This is a genomic window from Micromonospora sp. ATLC16, from assembly GCF_057196645.1.
This window is the reverse complement of sequence record NZ_JBXUOW010000022.1, coordinates 21,104-36,398: the sequence shown is the minus strand read 5'-3', so window position 1 is coordinate 36,398 and position 15,295 is coordinate 21,104. Positions and strand designations below refer to the sequence as shown.

17 protein-coding genes are annotated in these 15,295 nt (G+C 72.2%); 3 read left to right on the top strand and 14 right to left on the bottom strand.

Annotated elements, in window-relative coordinates:
* Positions 1 to 85 precede the first annotated feature (85 nt).
* The 8 genes from AC2CHE_RS12015 to pepN form a co-directional block, all read right to left on the bottom strand.
* Entirely contained in the window at positions 86 to 2,458 is a 2,373-nt protein-coding gene (locus AC2CHE_RS12015; protein ID WP_484505029.1) for a ComEC/Rec2 family competence protein, read from the bottom strand.
* A gap of 44 nt (positions 2,459 to 2,502) precedes the next feature.
* The gene (locus AC2CHE_RS12010; protein ID WP_484505028.1) at positions 2,503 to 3,351 is read right to left on the bottom strand and encodes a ComEA family DNA-binding protein; all 849 of its coding nucleotides are present in this window, start codon (positions 3,349 to 3,351) and stop codon (positions 2,503 to 2,505) included.
* Positions 3,352 to 3,798: 447 nt separating this feature from the next.
* Entirely contained in the window at positions 3,799 to 4,572 is a 774-nt protein-coding gene (locus AC2CHE_RS12005; RefSeq protein WP_484504983.1) for an SDR family NAD(P)-dependent oxidoreductase, read from the bottom strand.
* A gap of 67 nt (positions 4,573 to 4,639) precedes the next feature.
* The gene (locus AC2CHE_RS12000; protein ID WP_484504982.1) at positions 4,640 to 5,500 is read right to left on the bottom strand and encodes a DegV family protein; all 861 of its coding nucleotides are present in this window, start codon (positions 5,498 to 5,500) and stop codon (positions 4,640 to 4,642) included.
* Between the two features lie 48 nt (positions 5,501 to 5,548).
* Complete coding sequence (locus AC2CHE_RS11995; RefSeq protein ID WP_484504981.1) at positions 5,549 to 6,214, bottom strand: histidine phosphatase family protein; 666 nt, start codon at positions 6,212 to 6,214, stop codon at positions 5,549 to 5,551.
* The gene (gene rsfS / locus AC2CHE_RS11990; RefSeq protein ID WP_484504980.1) at positions 6,211 to 6,615 is read right to left on the bottom strand and encodes a ribosome silencing factor; all 405 of its coding nucleotides are present in this window, start codon (positions 6,613 to 6,615) and stop codon (positions 6,211 to 6,213) included. The genes AC2CHE_RS11995 and rsfS overlap by 4 nt, the downstream gene beginning before the upstream one ends.
* 99 nt (positions 6,616 to 6,714) lie before the next feature.
* Positions 6,715 to 7,311 (bottom strand): nicotinate-nucleotide adenylyltransferase, encoded by a 597-nt coding sequence (gene nadD / locus AC2CHE_RS11985; RefSeq protein WP_484504979.1) that lies wholly within the window; start codon positions 7,309 to 7,311, stop codon positions 6,715 to 6,717.
* Positions 7,312 to 7,379: 68 nt separating this feature from the next.
* Positions 7,380 to 9,893 carry an aminopeptidase N gene (gene pepN / locus AC2CHE_RS11980; RefSeq protein ID WP_484504978.1) on the bottom strand — a complete coding sequence of 838 codons (2,514 nt, stop codon included), beginning with the start codon at positions 9,891 to 9,893 and terminating at the stop codon, positions 7,380 to 7,382.
* 69 nt (positions 9,894 to 9,962) lie between these two features.
* Between pepN and AC2CHE_RS11975 the strand changes: the two genes are divergently transcribed.
* A complete protein-coding gene (locus tag AC2CHE_RS11975) occupies positions 9,963 to 10,181 on the top strand; it encodes a DUF397 domain-containing protein (protein WP_484504977.1) in 219 nt (72 codons plus the stop codon).
* Between the two features lie 72 nt (positions 10,182 to 10,253).
* Here the strand turns inward: AC2CHE_RS11975 and AC2CHE_RS11970 are convergent, their stop codons facing one another.
* Positions 10,254 to 10,631 carry a hypothetical protein gene (locus AC2CHE_RS11970; protein ID WP_484504976.1) on the bottom strand — a complete coding sequence of 126 codons (378 nt, stop codon included), beginning with the start codon at positions 10,629 to 10,631 and terminating at the stop codon, positions 10,254 to 10,256.
* Positions 10,632 to 10,969: 338 nt separating this feature from the next.
* Between AC2CHE_RS11970 and AC2CHE_RS11965 the strand changes: the two genes are divergently transcribed.
* Both AC2CHE_RS11965 and AC2CHE_RS11960 read left to right on the top strand, forming a co-directional pair.
* On the top strand, positions 10,970 to 11,107 hold the full coding sequence (locus tag AC2CHE_RS11965; RefSeq protein ID WP_484504975.1) for a hypothetical protein: 138 nt from the start codon (positions 10,970 to 10,972) through the stop codon (positions 11,105 to 11,107).
* Between the two features lie 143 nt (positions 11,108 to 11,250).
* On the top strand, positions 11,251 to 11,724 hold the full coding sequence (locus AC2CHE_RS11960; protein WP_484504974.1) for a DUF4383 domain-containing protein: 474 nt from the start codon (positions 11,251 to 11,253) through the stop codon (positions 11,722 to 11,724).
* 31 nt (positions 11,725 to 11,755) lie between these two features.
* Here the strand turns inward: AC2CHE_RS11960 and AC2CHE_RS11955 are convergent, their stop codons facing one another.
* From AC2CHE_RS11955 to AC2CHE_RS11935, 5 genes are all read right to left on the bottom strand, one after another.
* The gene (locus AC2CHE_RS11955) at positions 11,756 to 12,205 is read right to left on the bottom strand and encodes a GNAT family N-acetyltransferase (RefSeq protein ID WP_484504973.1); all 450 of its coding nucleotides are present in this window, start codon (positions 12,203 to 12,205) and stop codon (positions 11,756 to 11,758) included.
* A gap of 70 nt (positions 12,206 to 12,275) precedes the next feature.
* Positions 12,276 to 13,727, bottom strand: coding sequence for a GTPase ObgE (gene obgE / locus AC2CHE_RS11950; RefSeq protein ID WP_484504972.1), 1,452 nt, complete (start codon positions 13,725 to 13,727; stop codon positions 12,276 to 12,278).
* Between the two features lie 90 nt (positions 13,728 to 13,817).
* A complete protein-coding gene (gene rpmA / locus AC2CHE_RS11945) occupies positions 13,818 to 14,072 on the bottom strand; it encodes a 50S ribosomal protein L27 (RefSeq protein ID WP_091197044.1) in 255 nt (84 codons plus the stop codon).
* 11 nt (positions 14,073 to 14,083) lie between these two features.
* Positions 14,084 to 14,398 carry a 50S ribosomal protein L21 gene (rplU, locus tag AC2CHE_RS11940; RefSeq protein WP_169597712.1) on the bottom strand — a complete coding sequence of 105 codons (315 nt, stop codon included), beginning with the start codon at positions 14,396 to 14,398 and terminating at the stop codon, positions 14,084 to 14,086.
* A 189-nt stretch (positions 14,399 to 14,587) separates the two neighbouring features.
* Entirely contained in the window at positions 14,588 to 15,124 is a 537-nt protein-coding gene (locus tag AC2CHE_RS11935; RefSeq protein ID WP_484504971.1) for a hypothetical protein, read from the bottom strand.
* Positions 15,125 to 15,295 lie beyond the last annotated feature (171 nt).

Genomic DNA, 15,295 nt, shown 5'->3' with positions numbered 1-15,295 from the left:
TACTCTGCCGGCAGACCCCGCACTCAGCGCAAATCCAGACATACACCCTATCTGCGACTTTTAACGTCATATCGCCGTTGACCCATCACGGTGGACGGACCCGGTCGACGCCAGCGCTCACCACCGCCAGCCCTCGGGGCGACCGCACCACCGCCACGTCACCTCCGACGTCGGTACGCAGCACCCGCGCCCCACCCCGGGCCAGCCGGGCCAGCACCGCCTCGTTGGGATGGCCGTAGCTGTTCTCCGCGCCGACCGACACCAGCGCCACCGCCGGCCGCACCGCGTCCAGAAAGGCCGGATCCTGGTACGCGCTGCCGTGGTGGGCGACCTTCAGCACGTCGGCCCGCAGCCCGTCCGGCGGCAGCCGCTCCCGCAGCGCACGCTGCTCCTCGACCTCGGCGTCGCCGGTCAGCAGGACCCGTACCCGGTCGACCGTGACGAGCGCCACCAGTGAGTTGTTGTTCGGGTCCGAGCGGGTTCCGCGCATCGGATACGGCGGGCCGAGCACGGTCAGATCGACCGCACCGGCCCGGTAGCGCCAGCCCGTCGGTGCGGCGACCACTGGCGTGCCGTGTGCCGCTGCGGTGCTGCGCACCAGGTCCCGACCGGCCACCGGCTCCGGCCACTGCGGAACCAACACGGTGTCCACCTGCCTTCCCCGGAAGATCCCGGCCACCCCGCCGGTATGGTCCAGGTGGAAGTGACTGACCACCAGCAGCGACACCCGACGTACGCCGAGCCGGCGCAGGCAGGCGTCCGCCGCCGCCGGATCCGGGCCGGTGTCCACCACGACCGCCCGGCCCGCCGCCACCGGCAGCAGCACCGCGTCGCCCTGACCCACCGCACAGGACGTGACGACCCAACCAGCCGGCGGCCAACCCGGCGCGATCACCCGCACCGGCAGGGCACCCAGCACGACCGCGACGAGGCAGACCACCACCAGGCGGCGTACCAGTGGCCGTCGGGAGGCGACCAGCAACGCCACGGTCAGCATCGCCAGCAGCAGCCCCCCGGACACCCCGCCGGGCCAGGGCAGGTTGCCAGCCGGCAGCCGGGCGCCGTGACGGGCGACCAGCACCAGCCACCAGGCCGGCCAGTGGGCCAGCCAGGCCAGAGCCTCCGCGCCGTCCGGCCAGATCGGCGAGACGATCGCCGACGCCACGCCGAGCACCGTCGCCGGAGCGATCGCCGGCACCGCGAGCAGGTTCGCCGGCACCGCGACCAGGCTGACCGTGCCCGTCAGCCCGGCGATCACCGGCGAACAGGCGAGTTGCGCGGCGGCCGGCACCGCGAGCGCCTCGGCCGCACCCGGCGGTACGCCCCGCCGACGCAGACCGTCCCGCCAACCCGGTGCGAGCAGCAGCAGCCCGCCGGTGGCCAGCACGGACAGCGCGAAGCCGGCGTCGCCGGCCAGATCCGGGTCGACCAACACCAGCACCGCCACGGCGGCAGCGAGCGCCGGCACCGCCGCCCGGGGTCGGCCGACGGCCAGCGCGGCGAGCCCGACAGCGCCCATGGTGGCTGCGCGTACCACGCTCGGCGACGGCCGAACCAGGATGACGAAGCCCACCAGGGCCGGCCCGCAGAGGCCGACGGCGAGGGTGGGACCAGCTCGGGCCCAGCGGGCCAGCAGCAGCACCGCGCCCACCACTATCGCGACATTCGATCCGGACACAGCATTCAAGTGGGTCATTCCGGTGGCCTGGAAATCCTCCTCCACCGTGTCGGGCAGCCGGCTGGTGTCCCCGACGACCAGGCCGGGCAGCAGGCCACCGGGATTGTCCGGCAAGGGTGCGCACGCCTGCTGGAGTCCGGCGCGGAGTCGGCCGGCCGCGCGTTGCAACACCGAGGGGGAATCCCGTCGAACCGGTGCGCCGACGGCCATCAGGACCGCCCCGGTGAGGTCGCCGCCGCGCGGCTCGGCCAGGCGTCCCTCCGCGGTGAGCCGTTGCCCGGGCAGCAGCCCTCGCCAAGCCGCATCATCGGCCAGCACCAGCACCCGCGCCGGTACGGCGAGCCGCTGGCCCTGCGGCCCGGTCAGAGTCACCAGTCTGGCCGGCACCAGCAGGGTCGGTGGACGACCCACGATGCCGCCGCGCACCGGCCTGGGATCGTCGCGGACGACCAGTTCGGCGGTGACCCGGGCCCGTTCGTCCACCAGGGCACGCAGCGGGCCCACGTCCCGAACGGTCAGCCGCGCCGAGGTGGCCGCCCCGCCGCAGACCACGCCGAGCAGGATCGCCACCGCGACCCAGCCGTGGCGGCGCACGGTCGGGCCGGGTCGCCCGACGAAGCCGAGCAGATGCAGTGTCGCCACCCCGGCGAGACCGACCGCGACGGCGGCCAGCAGCAGCGTCCGCCGGGCATCGAGATGCAGCCCCACCAACGCGGTGAGCCAGGCCGCCACCGCCAGCCCTGCCAGGCGGAGATCGGGTGCGGCCCGGCCGGTCGCCACACCGGGGAGGCCGGCCGGCGGCGCGACCGGGGCAGCCGACGCCCTCACACCGTCACCAGGTCCTTGAGCTGCTCGTACCGGGCATCGCCGATCCCGGTCACCTGGCGCAGCTCGCCGACGGACCGGAAGCCGCCGTGCTGATCGCGATACTCGATGATCCGCTGGGCGAGCACCGGCCCCACCCCGGGCAGGGTTTCGAGCTGTGCCGACGTCGCGGTGTTCAGGTTGACCCGCCCGCCCGTGCCCGGCCCGCCACCCGGTGCCGGGCCGGCTCCGGACCCGGAACCCACCGCCGCGCCCGAAGGTGCCGGTACACCGACCAGGATCAACTCGCCGTCGCTGATCCGGCGAGCCGGATTGAGCATCGCCACGTCCACCCCGGGCAACGCGCCTCCGGCGGCGTGCAGGGCGTCGGCCACCCGTGCGCCGGCCGCCAACCGCACCAGCCCGGGCCGTCGGACCTTGCCGGCGACGGCGACCACCAACTCACCGGTCGACTCCGTCTCCGGCTTTGCCGGCTCGTCGCCGGCCTCGACGGACGGGTCCGGCGTCACGGCGGCGCCGGTCTCGGCGACGACCGGCTCCACCTCGGGGCGGGACTGCCAGGCCCAGATGGCCGCGACCAGCACCACCAGGACGGCGACGGCGGCGAGCGCCCGCACTCCCCGCCGCCCCGGATCGAAGGCACCCGGCCCGGGAAGGGGCTTCGGCGACGCCTCGGCGACCGTCCGCCCCTGCCCGACGTCGAGCGGTCCCTCGTCGCTGACCCGAACCGGACCATCAGCCCAAGCCGGCCCGCCACCGCGAACCGGACCATCAGCCCAAGCCGGCCCGCCACCGCGAACCGGACCAGTGTCAGCGACCCGGTCGGCGGCCTGGACCGGCAGCAGCACGGTCGGCCACTCCGTGACCGGCCGCGACGCCCCGCCGAGCGGAGGCAGTTCGACGGACGGGGGCAGGTCCACAGGCGGCGGCCGCCCGACGGGCGGAGGCCACCCGGCGAGGGCCTGCATTCGGTCGCCGCCTGACATCGGCGGTACGGCGGCCTCCGCCGCCAGGTCCAGCGCGCCGGGCATCAGTTGCCACAGACGCCGCCGGACCACCAACTCCTCGTCCTCGTCCTTCGACACGGCGCGAGGTTAGGGCGGCCAGGCCCGGACGAGCGCGCCGCGCCGGTCGGCCTGTGGACAGCGGGAGGCTCTGTGGACATCGCCCTGATCATGTACCGGTTCTGCTATGACCGCCGCTTGCCGGCCCGCCGCCCGTCGTCACCGAGCCCTCGCCGGAACCGGCCACGCGGCAGAGCCGACACGTGCCGCGCGGTTCCCCGCCGCGCCGGTTCAGTCGGTGCGCGCCTGCGGGTCCAGACCGAGGATGGCGCGCCCGCCGTCGACCGGCAGGATCACCCCGTTGACGAAGCCGGCCGCCGGCGAGAGCAGGTACGCCACCGCCTCCGCCACGTCCTGCGGCTGCCCGATCCGGCCCACCGGGTGCAGCCGGGCAAGCTCCGCCTCGATCCGCCGCGCCTGGTCCGGCTCGGCCTCGGTGAGAAAAGCCTCGTGCCGTTCGGTGGCCACCGAACCGAGGGCGATCGCGTTGGCCCGGATGCCGTGCCGGCCGTACTCGACGGCCAGCGCACGGGTCAGCCCCTCCACCGCCGCCTTCGCCGTGGCGTACGGCAGGCAGCCCGGCACCGGCCGGCTCGCCTGGTGGGACGAGATGTTCACCACGACGCCAGGGGTGCCGGCGGCGAGGAAGCGGCGCACCGCGGTCGCGGCACCGACCACCGCGGGGCGCAGGTTACGGGTGATCAGGTCGACGACCTCGCCGACCGGCGCGTCGTGCACCGAGGCGTCGCGGAACACGGCGGCGTTGTTCACCCAACCGGTGAGCCGGCCGAAGCGCTCCGCCAGGTCCGCGGCCCGCCCGGCGACGCCCTCGTCACCGGCGTCACCGACCACCGCCGCGAGTTGATCGGCGCGGGCATGCTCCTCCACCCAGGACAACGCGCCCGGATCACGCTCGATCACCACGACCGTTCCACCGTCGGCGAGCAACCGCTCCACGATGCCCCGCCCGACCCCGCGTCCCCCGCCGGTCACCACACAGGACATCCGCCTTACCTCCCCGACGCGACCATCGGATCAATTCTCGCCCACGATGCCACCAGCAGCGAACAGGTCAGTCGGCGGTGTCCGGCCCACGGTGGACCACCACGCAGGCCAGACCGGGCCCGACGTGCACCGCGACGGCAGCACCGGCCTCGGAGACGTACGCCGCACGCAGCCGGTCGCCGAGCCGAACGGTCAGTGTGTCGAGGAGTTCCTCGGCCCGCTGCGGCGCGTCGAGGTGGTGGACGGCCAGGTCCACCGGCCCGTCGCCGGCCGCCTCGACGGCGAGGTCCGCCAGCCGCGCCATGCCCCGACTGGCGGTGCGGACCTTGTCCCGCAGCACGATGCGTCCCTCGGGCATGTGCAGGATGGGCTTGACCGACAGTGCGGTGCCGAGCAACGCCTCCGCCGCGTTGATCCGCCCGCCACGACGAAGGAACTCCAGTGTGTCCACGTAGAAGTGGATGCTGGTGCGATCGACGGCGGCTGCTGCCGCAGCCCGTACGCCGGCCAGGTCGACACCCCGCACGGCGGCCCGGGCCGCCGCGATGGCCGGGAAACCGAGACCCATCCCGCAGGAGCGGCTGTCGACCACGCTGACCCGGTCGCCCAGTTCCGCGGCGGCCAACTCGGCGGCCTCGACCGTGCCGGAGAGTCCGGCCGACAGGTGCACCGAGACGATGCCCTCCGCCCCGGCCGCCAGCAGCTCCCGGTACGTGCGGCCGAACTGCTCGGGCGACGGGCGGGAGGTGCTCACCGACACCCGCCGCGCGCGCAGCGCCCGGGTGGCGTCCGCCGGGAAGGTCTCGACGCCCTCCAGCCCTTCCACGCCGGCCAGCACGACGGTCAGCGGCACCACGGTCAGCGCGTGCTTCCGCGACATCTCGGGTGGAAGGTAGGCGGTGGAGTCGGTGACGACCGCGACTGGCATGCGGGCACCGTAGCGGATCAGGCTGGGCGGTTGCCTGACCGCGCCCGCTCAGACCGGCTCGGCGGAGACCGGGATGCCGGTCGCGGGAGTGTCGGTCGCGGCGGTGCGGACCTCCATCGGGCCGACGTTGTGGGCGCGCAGGTGCCACCCGCGCTCGACGTCGTGGCGCAGTTCCGTCCAGTGGCAGTTGCGCAGCGAGCCGACGGCACGTAGCACGGCGTGCTCCCAGCCGAGCAGGTGGCCGCAGCCCTGACGTGCGGCGCCGCCGTGGGTGGCGATCACCACGGTGCCCCCGGGCAGTTGGTCGGCGGCCTCCTGCAACGCGGTGCCGATACGTTTGCCCAACTCGTCCAACGGTTCGACGTCCGCTCCCGGGTCGGGATCCCCGGCCCGCCAGCGGGCGTACTCTGCGGGGAACCGCTCCGCCACCTCGGCCAGCAGCAGCCCCTGCCAGCTGCCGAAATGCCGCTCCCGCAGGCGGGCGTCGGAGCGTACCGGCAGGCCGGTCAACGCGGACAGCGCGGCGGCGGTGTCCGCGGCGCGGCTCAGGTCGCTGGCGACCAGGGCATCCGGGCGCAGCGCGGCCAGCAGCGGCGCGGCCCTGCGCGCCTGTTCCCGGCCGAGGTCGTTCAGCGGTATGTCGGTCTGTCCCTGCACCCTGCTGGCGGCGTTCCAGTCGGTGTTGCCGTGCCGCCAGATGATCAGCCGGGTCACTCGCCCGATCCGGCGGCGGACTCTGCCCGGGCGAGGTCCCGGTCGACGAACGGAATGGTCGGGCAGTCCTTCCAGAGCCGGTCGAGGGCGTAGAACTCCCGCTCCTCGGTGTGCTGCACGTGCACCACGACGTCGACGTAGTCGAGCAGCACCCAACGGCCGCCGCGCTCGCCCTCCCGCCGCACCGGCTTCGCCTTCTCCGGCAGGTCGAGCAGGGCCTCCTCGATGGCGTCGACGATGGCCAGCACCTGGCGCTCGCTCGGGGCCGCGGCGAGCAGGAACGCGTCGGTGATGGCGAGTTGGTCACCCACGTCGATGATGACGATGTCCTGAGCCTTCTTGTCGGCCGCGGCCTGGGCGGCGACGATCGCCAGCTCGTGAGCGCGTTCGGAAACTGTCACCGTTCTCCTTCGATCAACCGTGCGATGATTCCAGCCTCTCACACGGCCCGGATTCTCGACTCGCCAGTTTCAGCCGGAAAGCGGCATGAAACGGTCGAATCACTCCCGATACAGGCACCGTTTCGCGATGTACTGCACCACACCGTCCGGCACCAGATACCAGACCGGCTCCCCCCGGGCGACCCGCGCCCGGCAGTCGGTGGACGAGATCGCCATGGCCGGCACCTGCACCAAGCTGACCGTGTCGGCGGGCACGTGCGCGGCGGTCAGCTCGAAACCCGGCCGGGTGACCCCGACAAAGTGAGCCAGCTCGAAGATCTCGCCGAGGTCCTTCCAGCTCAGGATCCGCTCCAGCGCGTCCGCGCCGGTGATGAAGAACAGCTGCGCCTTGGCACCGTACTGGGCACGCAGGTCACGCAGCGTGTCGACGGTGTAGGTGGGCCCACCCCGATCGATGTCGACCCGGCTGACCTGGAACCGGGGATTGGACGCCGTGGCAATCACGGTCATCAGGTAACGATCCTCGGCCGAGCTGACCGGGACGTCGGCCTTCTGCCACGGCTGCCCGGTCGGTACGAAGATCACTTCGTCGAGTCCGAACCGGTCCGCCACCTCGCTCGCGGCCACGAGGTGCCCGTGATGGATCGGATCGAACGTCCCGCCCATGATGCCGATCCGCCGGATATCTTCCTCCACCCCATGATCTTAGGGCGTACACGACCGTGGCCGGGCCGGGCCGTGACCCTCCGGGCCGGCCACGTTCGTCACGCGCTCGTGGCGGCCACCGCCGTGCGCGCCACCAGGGCGCGGCGCAGGTCGTCGTCGGCGTCGGTGACCACGCGACGCAGCCCCGGCGTGAGGTCCTCGCGGGCCAGCAACGCCGCGGCCGCATCCCGGGTGGGCTGGGACACCGCGTGGCGGGGGAAGGCCAGCTTGGCGACCTCGTCGGCCACCCAGGGCGTACGCAGCTGCGCGGCGGCCGGCATGTCGGCGAAGTAGCTGGCCACGTAGGCGCTGGTCAACTCCGCCTGCTCGGGCTGCCAGAAGCCCTCTGCCGTCGCCTCGACCAGCCGATTCGATAATTCCCTGTTCGACACGATGATGTTCCATGCGGCCTGCTTGGCAGCGGGATCGGGCAGGGCGGCCCGGCACCGGGCGGCCCGCTCGGCACCGGTGGCGCTCGGGTCGGCCGCCGCCTCGGCCTCGATCTCGGCCGCTCCGGCGGCACCGAGCACCACCAGCCGGCCGAGCAGTGCCCACCGCAGTTCGGCGTCCACGGCCAACCCGGCGGGTACGGCCCGGCCGGCCAGCCATCCGGTGAGCAGCTCGGCATCGGTGCTCGCGGCGATCAGCCCCCGGGCGGCGGCCAGTTGCAACGACTCTCCCGGGGTGGCGCCGTCGAGCAACCGCCGGCAGGACTCCGCGACCCGGGCCAGAGCGGACTGTCGGGCCAGCGGGTCGAGATAGCGGTCGATCAGCATGCGACTCATCGTCAGCACGTCCTCGACGATGATCACTTGTGTCTCGGTGGGCAGTGCCGCGACGATCAGGTCGACCAGACCGGTGACCGGCCGTTCTCCGTCGGTCGCCGCGTCCAGTGCCTCGCCCCAGAGCAGGGCGCGGGCCAGCGGGTCGGTCAGGCGGGGCAGCAGCAGTGGTACCGCATCGGCCGACGCGGCGTCGAGACGGATCTTGGCGAAGGTGAGGTCGCCGTCGTTGGGCAGCAGAACCGCTGCCGCCGGCTCCCCGGCCAACCCGACGAGCCGGGTACGGCCGTCGTCGGTCTTGGGATCGAGGTCGACCTCGAATCGCTCGGCGGTGCCGTCCGCGGCGTACCGGCCCACGCCGATCCGGTGCGGGCGCAGCACCGGGTGCGTCGGCGGCGCGGTCTGGGCGATCACGACCTCGTCGTACCGGCCGTCGGCGTCCACCGCCACCTCGGCTCGCAGCGTGTTGACCTGCGCGGTCCGCAGCCAGGACTCCGCCCAGTCGGTCAGCTCCCGCCCACTGCTGGCGGCCAGGCTCTCGAGCAGATCGGCGAGGGTGGCGTTGCCGAAGCGGTGCCGGGTGAAATGATCGTTGAGGCCGGCCAGGAACGCCTCGTCACCGAGCCACGCCACCAGCTGCCGCAGCACACTGGCCCCCTTGGCGTACGAGATGCCGTCGAAGTTGAGCAGCCCCTCGGCGGCGTCGGCGACCCGCTCGGGTGCCACCGGATGGGTGGAGGGGCGCTGGTCGGCGGCGTATCCCCACGCCTTGCGGCGCAGCGCGAAAGTCGTCCAGGCCCGGTCGAACCGGGTCGCCTCGGCGGTGACCCGGGCGCCCAGATATTCCGCGAACGATTCGTTCAGCCACAGATCGTCCCACCAACGCATGGTGACCAGGTCGCCGAACCACATGTGCGCCATCTCGTGGGCGATCGTGGTGGCGCGCAGCTCGCGCTGGCTGTCAGTGACCGCCGAGCGGAACACGTAGTCGTCGCGGAAGGTGACCAGGCCCGGATTCTCCATGGCGCCGGCGTTGAACTCGGGTACGAACGCCTGGTCGTACTTGCCGAACGGGTAGCGCTCGTCGAACAGCTGATGGAACCGGTCGAGGCACTGCTTCGTGACGGTGAAGATCTCAGCCGCGTCGGCGTCGAGATGCGCGGCGAGCGAACGCCGGCAGTACACACCCAGCGGAATCCCGTCGTGGGTGTCCCGGCGTACGTGCCAGGGGCCGGCGACCAGAGTGAAGAAGTACGTCGCGATCGGCAGGGTGGGGGCGAACTCCCAGCGACCCGGCGCCGGGTCGCCCGCCAGTTCCGCGTTGGCCGCCACCGTCCAGTGCTCCGGCGCGCTCACCGACAACGTGACCGGCGCCTTCAGGTCCGGCTGGTCGAAGGCAGCGAAGACCCGCTGCACATCGTCCAGGAACGACATGACGTACAGGTAGGTCTCACCGTCGGCGGGGTCGACGAAGCGGTGCATCCCCTCGCCGGTGTTCGTGTACGCCATCTCGGCCTCGACGGTCAGCGTGTTCTGCGCCGCCAGGCCGGTCAGCGGCAGCCGGTTGTCGTCCAGCGTCGCGGGATCGAGATCGGTGCCGTTGAGGCGTACCGCCAGCAGTTTCGCCGGCTTGACCTCGGCGAAGGTGTCGGTGCCGGTGGCCCGGAACCGGATCGTGACGTGGGACCGGAAGCATTCACCGCCCCCGGTGAGGTCGAGGTCCACCTGGTAGGACTCGACGGTGATCGACGCGCCACGCGCGGTCGCCTCTGCACGGCTCAGGCTCGGCATCCGCTTATCCTGCCCGATGAGGGAACGAACCGGCTTCCCCATTTCCCCTGGTACTGGAGGGACGGGACCATGACAGCGCACCCCAAGGGCGACTTCGACCTCTCCCGGGCGGTCTGGCAACGGGCCGAGGGCGACACCTCGGAGGCCGCAGTGGAGGTCGCCTTCGTCGACGATCTCATCGGCATGCGCAACTCCGCCGAGCCGGACGGCGCGGTGCTGGTGTTCACTCAGGCCGAGTGGGATGCCTTCGTCGCGGGTGCTCAGGACGGCGAGTTCGATCTGGACTGAGCGGGGATGCGGTGCCCCGGAGACGTTCACGGGAGGCCGCCGGCACCGACGACCACCGGCGGCGTCCCCGGCCTAGTCACCATCGCCCCAGCCGAGGCCACCGGGACCGGGCGCGTGATGGAAACCGGCATGGCCGGCGACATCGACACAACGTTCGGCGTCCGGCCCGAGGGCACCGCAGAACAGCCGCTCCGCACGGTGCCAGGCATCGGCCGGCGACAACGCGCAGGCACCGATCGCCAACTCGGGCCGGAGCACGCTCAACGCCTCGGCGTACCCGACGGCCACCTCACGGGCGGCGACAAGATCGGCAGCGGTGAAGCCGAGATGCACGGTGAAGTGGCGGTCGGGCCGGGACGGCCGGCGTGGCGGCCCCACCAGCGGTGGCAGGTCCCTGCCGGCCGCCCCGGCTTGCCACCGGCGCCAGTACGCCGCACGGTTGTTTCGCATCCGTCCTCCCCGTGACCCGCCGAACCCCTGATCGACGACGCACCCACCGACCCGGCCCGGCGGCCGGATCACCGCCGGGGCAGGTCGACGACGCCGCCGGATTCAGCTAACCAGGCTTCCCCGAGCCTGGGAGGGGCCAGCAGCTCCGCTACCGGACCGGACCGGCCGCGCTGCCGCCCGTTGATGTCATCACCCCTTGCTGTGGCCGGAGCCGGAGCGGTTGTGGCCGGAGCGCTTCGCCGGCTGGGCCGGGTGACCCGTTCACACTCATACCGCAGGGCGGCGGAGACCATCTCACCGGACACCGCTACGCCGGGGAATGGGTCACCATCGAGTTGATGAAGCGGACGGTGGCGCTGCTGACCGAGGTCGTCCGCTACGACGTACCGCCGCAGGATCTCGCGGTGGACCTGAGCCGGATGCCGGCACTGCCCGGCAGCGGCTTCGTGGTCACCGCCGTGCGGCGCGCCCGCTGAGCCCGACCCAGCTGTGACCGATTGGCCGTTCTTCTGCGGAAACACCGGTTTCCCTCAGAGGATTGGAGGAAAGTCGGCGTCCTGAGGACAGGAACCGGCCACGGCCAGGCTGGGCGTCCCGCACATCCTTGGAGGTGACAGCGATGACACATCGGTCCAGCCAGCGGCCCGTACGGACCCAGGTCCAGCTCGCCGCCATGATCGTGTCGGGCTTTCTCCTCCTGCTCGGTCTACTCGGTTTCGTTCCGGGTGTCACCACGGGCTACCACGAGATGACTTTCGCTGGACACCGTAGTCGGGCTGAGCTGTTCGGCCTGTTCCAGGTGTCCGTGCTACGCAACCTGGTGTTCGTCCTCGTCGGTCTGATCGGCCTGGTGCTGGCGCGGCGGCTGACCGGGGCGCGAATCTTCCTGACTGTCGGCGGCGCGCTGTATCTCCTGTTCTGGATCTACGGCCTGGCAACGGCGGACGAGAGCGCCGCCAACTGGATGCCGGCGAATGGTCCCGGTGACTGGTTGCATCTGGCGCTCGGCCTCAGCATGCTGGCCCTTGGCCTGCTGCTGTCCGACCGGTTCGGTACCACTGGCCGGCTGGACCAACCGCTCGACCGCCTCTGATCCAGGCTCAGGCCGGAACGCTGATCCAGGCTCAGGCCGGTACCGGCAGCCGCTTGGCGAAGCACCTGCGATACAGCCCGCCATCAGGCCCACCGTCTCCGGTAATCGGCTCGTACCCGCAGGCCCGGAGGAACGTCACCGCCGTCGGCAGGTACGGCCCGGCCTCCACCCGGACGAGCGAGTGCCCCCGCTGGTACGCCAGTTCCTCCAGCGCGGCGAGCAGTTGGCGGCCGACCCCGCGACGCCGGTAGGCGGGGCGCACGTACAGATGCTCCAACTCGCCGGTGTCGTCGTCACGGACCTGGATCCCGCCGTACGCCACCGCCCGGCCGGCAAGCACGGCCGTCAGCCAGCAGGTGTCACCGTACGTACCGATGTCCCGCCCGGCGGCACCGCCCGCGAACTCACGCAGCTCGCGCTGCTCGGCCGCGGCAAGGGCGGCGACCTCCGGATCCGCCAACGGGCGGGACTGGATCAGCATCACTCCACGCTAGGGTGACGAAATTTCGTCAGGGTTTCCAACAGTCGTCCCCATTTCGGAGCGCATCAGGCTATTCGGCGTCATCCCTGCCGGCGGGCGCCGGCTCGGCCTCGTCGGCCGGTCGCTGCCGGCGTGCCTTGCGGGCCGCCAGCCGCTCGGCCGCACTGGCCCGGGTCGGCCTCTCCTCCAGCCGGACGTCACGGCCCCGGGCGCCCGGGACGAACTCCGCGCCGGCGTAGAGGGTGGGCTGCCAGTCGAACTCCCGCTCGCCGATGCGAACCAGGTCACCGGGCTGGGCGCCGGCCTTGGCCAACTGCTCCTCGACGCCGAGACGGGCCAGCCGGTCGGCGAGGTAGCCGACGGCCTCGTCGTTGTCGAAGTTCGTCTGACGCACCCAGCGCTCCGGGCGGACACCACGCACCGTGTACGAGCCGTCGTCCTCGGCCTCGATGGTGAAGCCGGCGTCGTCGACCGCCTTCGGCCGGATCACGATCCGCGTCGGCTCGGCCGGTGGTGCCGCCGACCGCGACTGTTCCACCAGTGCCGCCATCGCGTACGTGAGTTCCTTGAGCCCTTCCCTGGTGGCTGCGGAGACCTCGAAGACCCGCAGACCACGCGTCTCCAGGTCGGGCCGGACGATCTCGGCGAGATCGCGGCCGTCCGGCACGTCGACCTTGTTCAGCGCGACCAGCCGGGGCCGGTCGGCCAGTCCGCCGTACTCGGTCAGCTCCGCCTCGATGGTGTCGATGTCGGCCAGCGGGTCCCGTCCCGGCTCCAGGGTGGCGGTGTCGATGACGTGCACCAGCACGGCGCAGCGCTCGACGTGCCGAAGGAACTCCAGCCCCAACCCCTTGCCGGTGGCCGCGCCCGGAATCAGCCCCGGCACGTCGGCGACGGTGAAGGTGTGGTTGTCGAGCCGGACGACGCCGAGATTCGGCACCAGTGTGGTGAACGGATAGTCGGCGATCTTGGGCTTGGCGGCCGAGATCACCGAGATCAGGGACGACTTACCGGCTGACGGGAACCCCACCAGGCCGACGTCGGCGACACTCTTGAGCTCCAGCACCACGTCCATTTGCTCGCCCGGCTCACCCAGCTCGGCGAAGCCGGGTGCCTTGCGGCGCGCGTTGGCCAGCGACGCGTTGCCCCGGCCACCGCGACCGCCCCGGGCCACCTCGAAGGTGGTGCCGGCGCCGACCATGTCGGCCAGCACGGTGCCGTCGCTGGTCTGCACCACCGTGCCGTCAGGCACCTTGAGCACCAGGTCGGCACCGTTGCCGCCGTCCCGGTTCGATCCCGCGCCGCCCCGCCCGTTCTCCGCTTTGACGTGCGGCCGGAAGTGAAAGTCGAGCAGCGTGTGCACCTGCGGGTCGACCACCAGGGAGACGCTGCCACCGTGCCCGCCGTTGCCCCCGTCCGGGCCGCCGAACGGCTTGAACTTCTCCCGGTGGATCGAGACACAGCCGTGCCCGCCGTCGCCGGCCTGCAGATGCAGGACGACCCGGTCAACGAACGTCGTCACGACGTAATCCTTCCAGCAGGGTCCGGCCCTGCGCGAGAAATGGCGAAGCGGGCCGGGACATCAGGTCCACGGCCCGCTTACGCCGGACAGCTACTGCTGCGGCACGATGCTGACGGTCTTGCGACCGCGCCTGGTGCCGAACTGGACCGCACCAGCGGCCAGCGCGAAGAGCGTGTCGTCTCCGCCACGGCCGACCAGGTCACCGGGGTGGAACTTGGTGCCACGCTGACGGATGAGGATCTCACCCGCGCTGACGACCTGACCACCGAAGCGCTTCACGCCGAGTCGCTGGGCCGCGGAGTCACGACCGTTACGCGAGCTGGACGCACCCTTTTTGTGAGCCATTGGAGGACGACCTACTTCCCGCTGGAGATGCCGGTCACCTTGACCTGGGTCAACGGCTGGCGGTGACCCTGGCGCTTGTGGTAGCCGGTCTTGTTCTTGAACTTGTGGATCCGAATCTTCGGGCCCTTGGTGTGTGCGGCGATCTCGCCGGACACCTCGACCTGAGCGAGCTTCGCCGCGTCGGTCACCAGGTCGTCACCGTCGACGAGGAGCACCGCGGCGAGCTTCACCGCGTCACCGGGGACACCGGTGAGCTTCTCGACCTCGATCACGTCGCCTTCGGCGACCTTGTACTGCTTGCCGCCGGTCTTGACGATCGCGTACATCGGAGGCGGACTCCCTGTCGTTGAGGCTGCTAACGTCTTTTCCCACCGTTGCCGGTCGGTCGTCCCCACGGCGACTCGCCGGGCAGCAGAAGCACGGCGGCGCGGGCACGCGGGAACTCGGCACACCAGAGCGCGCCGCAGGCTAGCGTACGCCATGGTCGGGCCGCGGCCCAAACCGGGCCGGGCCGGTCAGCGGGCGCAGAGCTTGTCGAGGCGCTGTTGCAACCGGTCGAGCGCGGTCCCCTCAAACGCCTCGATGTCGGTGCCGAGCTGGCCGACCTCGGTCGACAACTCCGTCAGCAGCTCCTTGAGCCGCTGGTCGTCGGCGCGTGCCGCCTGCGCTCTGAGCGCCTTCTCCCAGTCGGCCAGGGCCGCCTCGGCCCGCCGGCCGGCGGCCTGCGCGTCGGCGGTGTCACCCGCGCCGGTCGCCGTGACCATCGCGGCGAGCTGCTCGACGTACTTCTTCCCCGCGTCACCGCTGGCCTGTTGGGCAGCGGCACAGACCTCTGGGGCGTTTCCGCCTGCCGCCCCGGGAGCGGGGGTCTCCACCGGCTGTTCCGGGGTGGGCGTCGCCGGTCCCGGGGTGGGCGTCGCCGGTCCGGTGGTGACGTCGGCGCGGGTCGAGGCCGGGGCGGACGGTGCGCCCACGTCGGGCCGCTCGGCCGAGCAGGCGGTGCCGACGAGCAGCGCGGCCGTGGCCACGGCGACGGCGAGCGGTCGGCGCATCGTCTCCTCCTCCGGCGGCCACACCTACCTCGCATGCCCAGGGGACGGGCAGTAGACCCCCGCCGGGCCGCGGCGACCGCTCATCGACCATACGGGACGGTCCCGCCCGGCGGACATCACCACCGGACGGGACCTGTCGAACCCTCGTCTACCCGCTGACGGGCCGAGCTG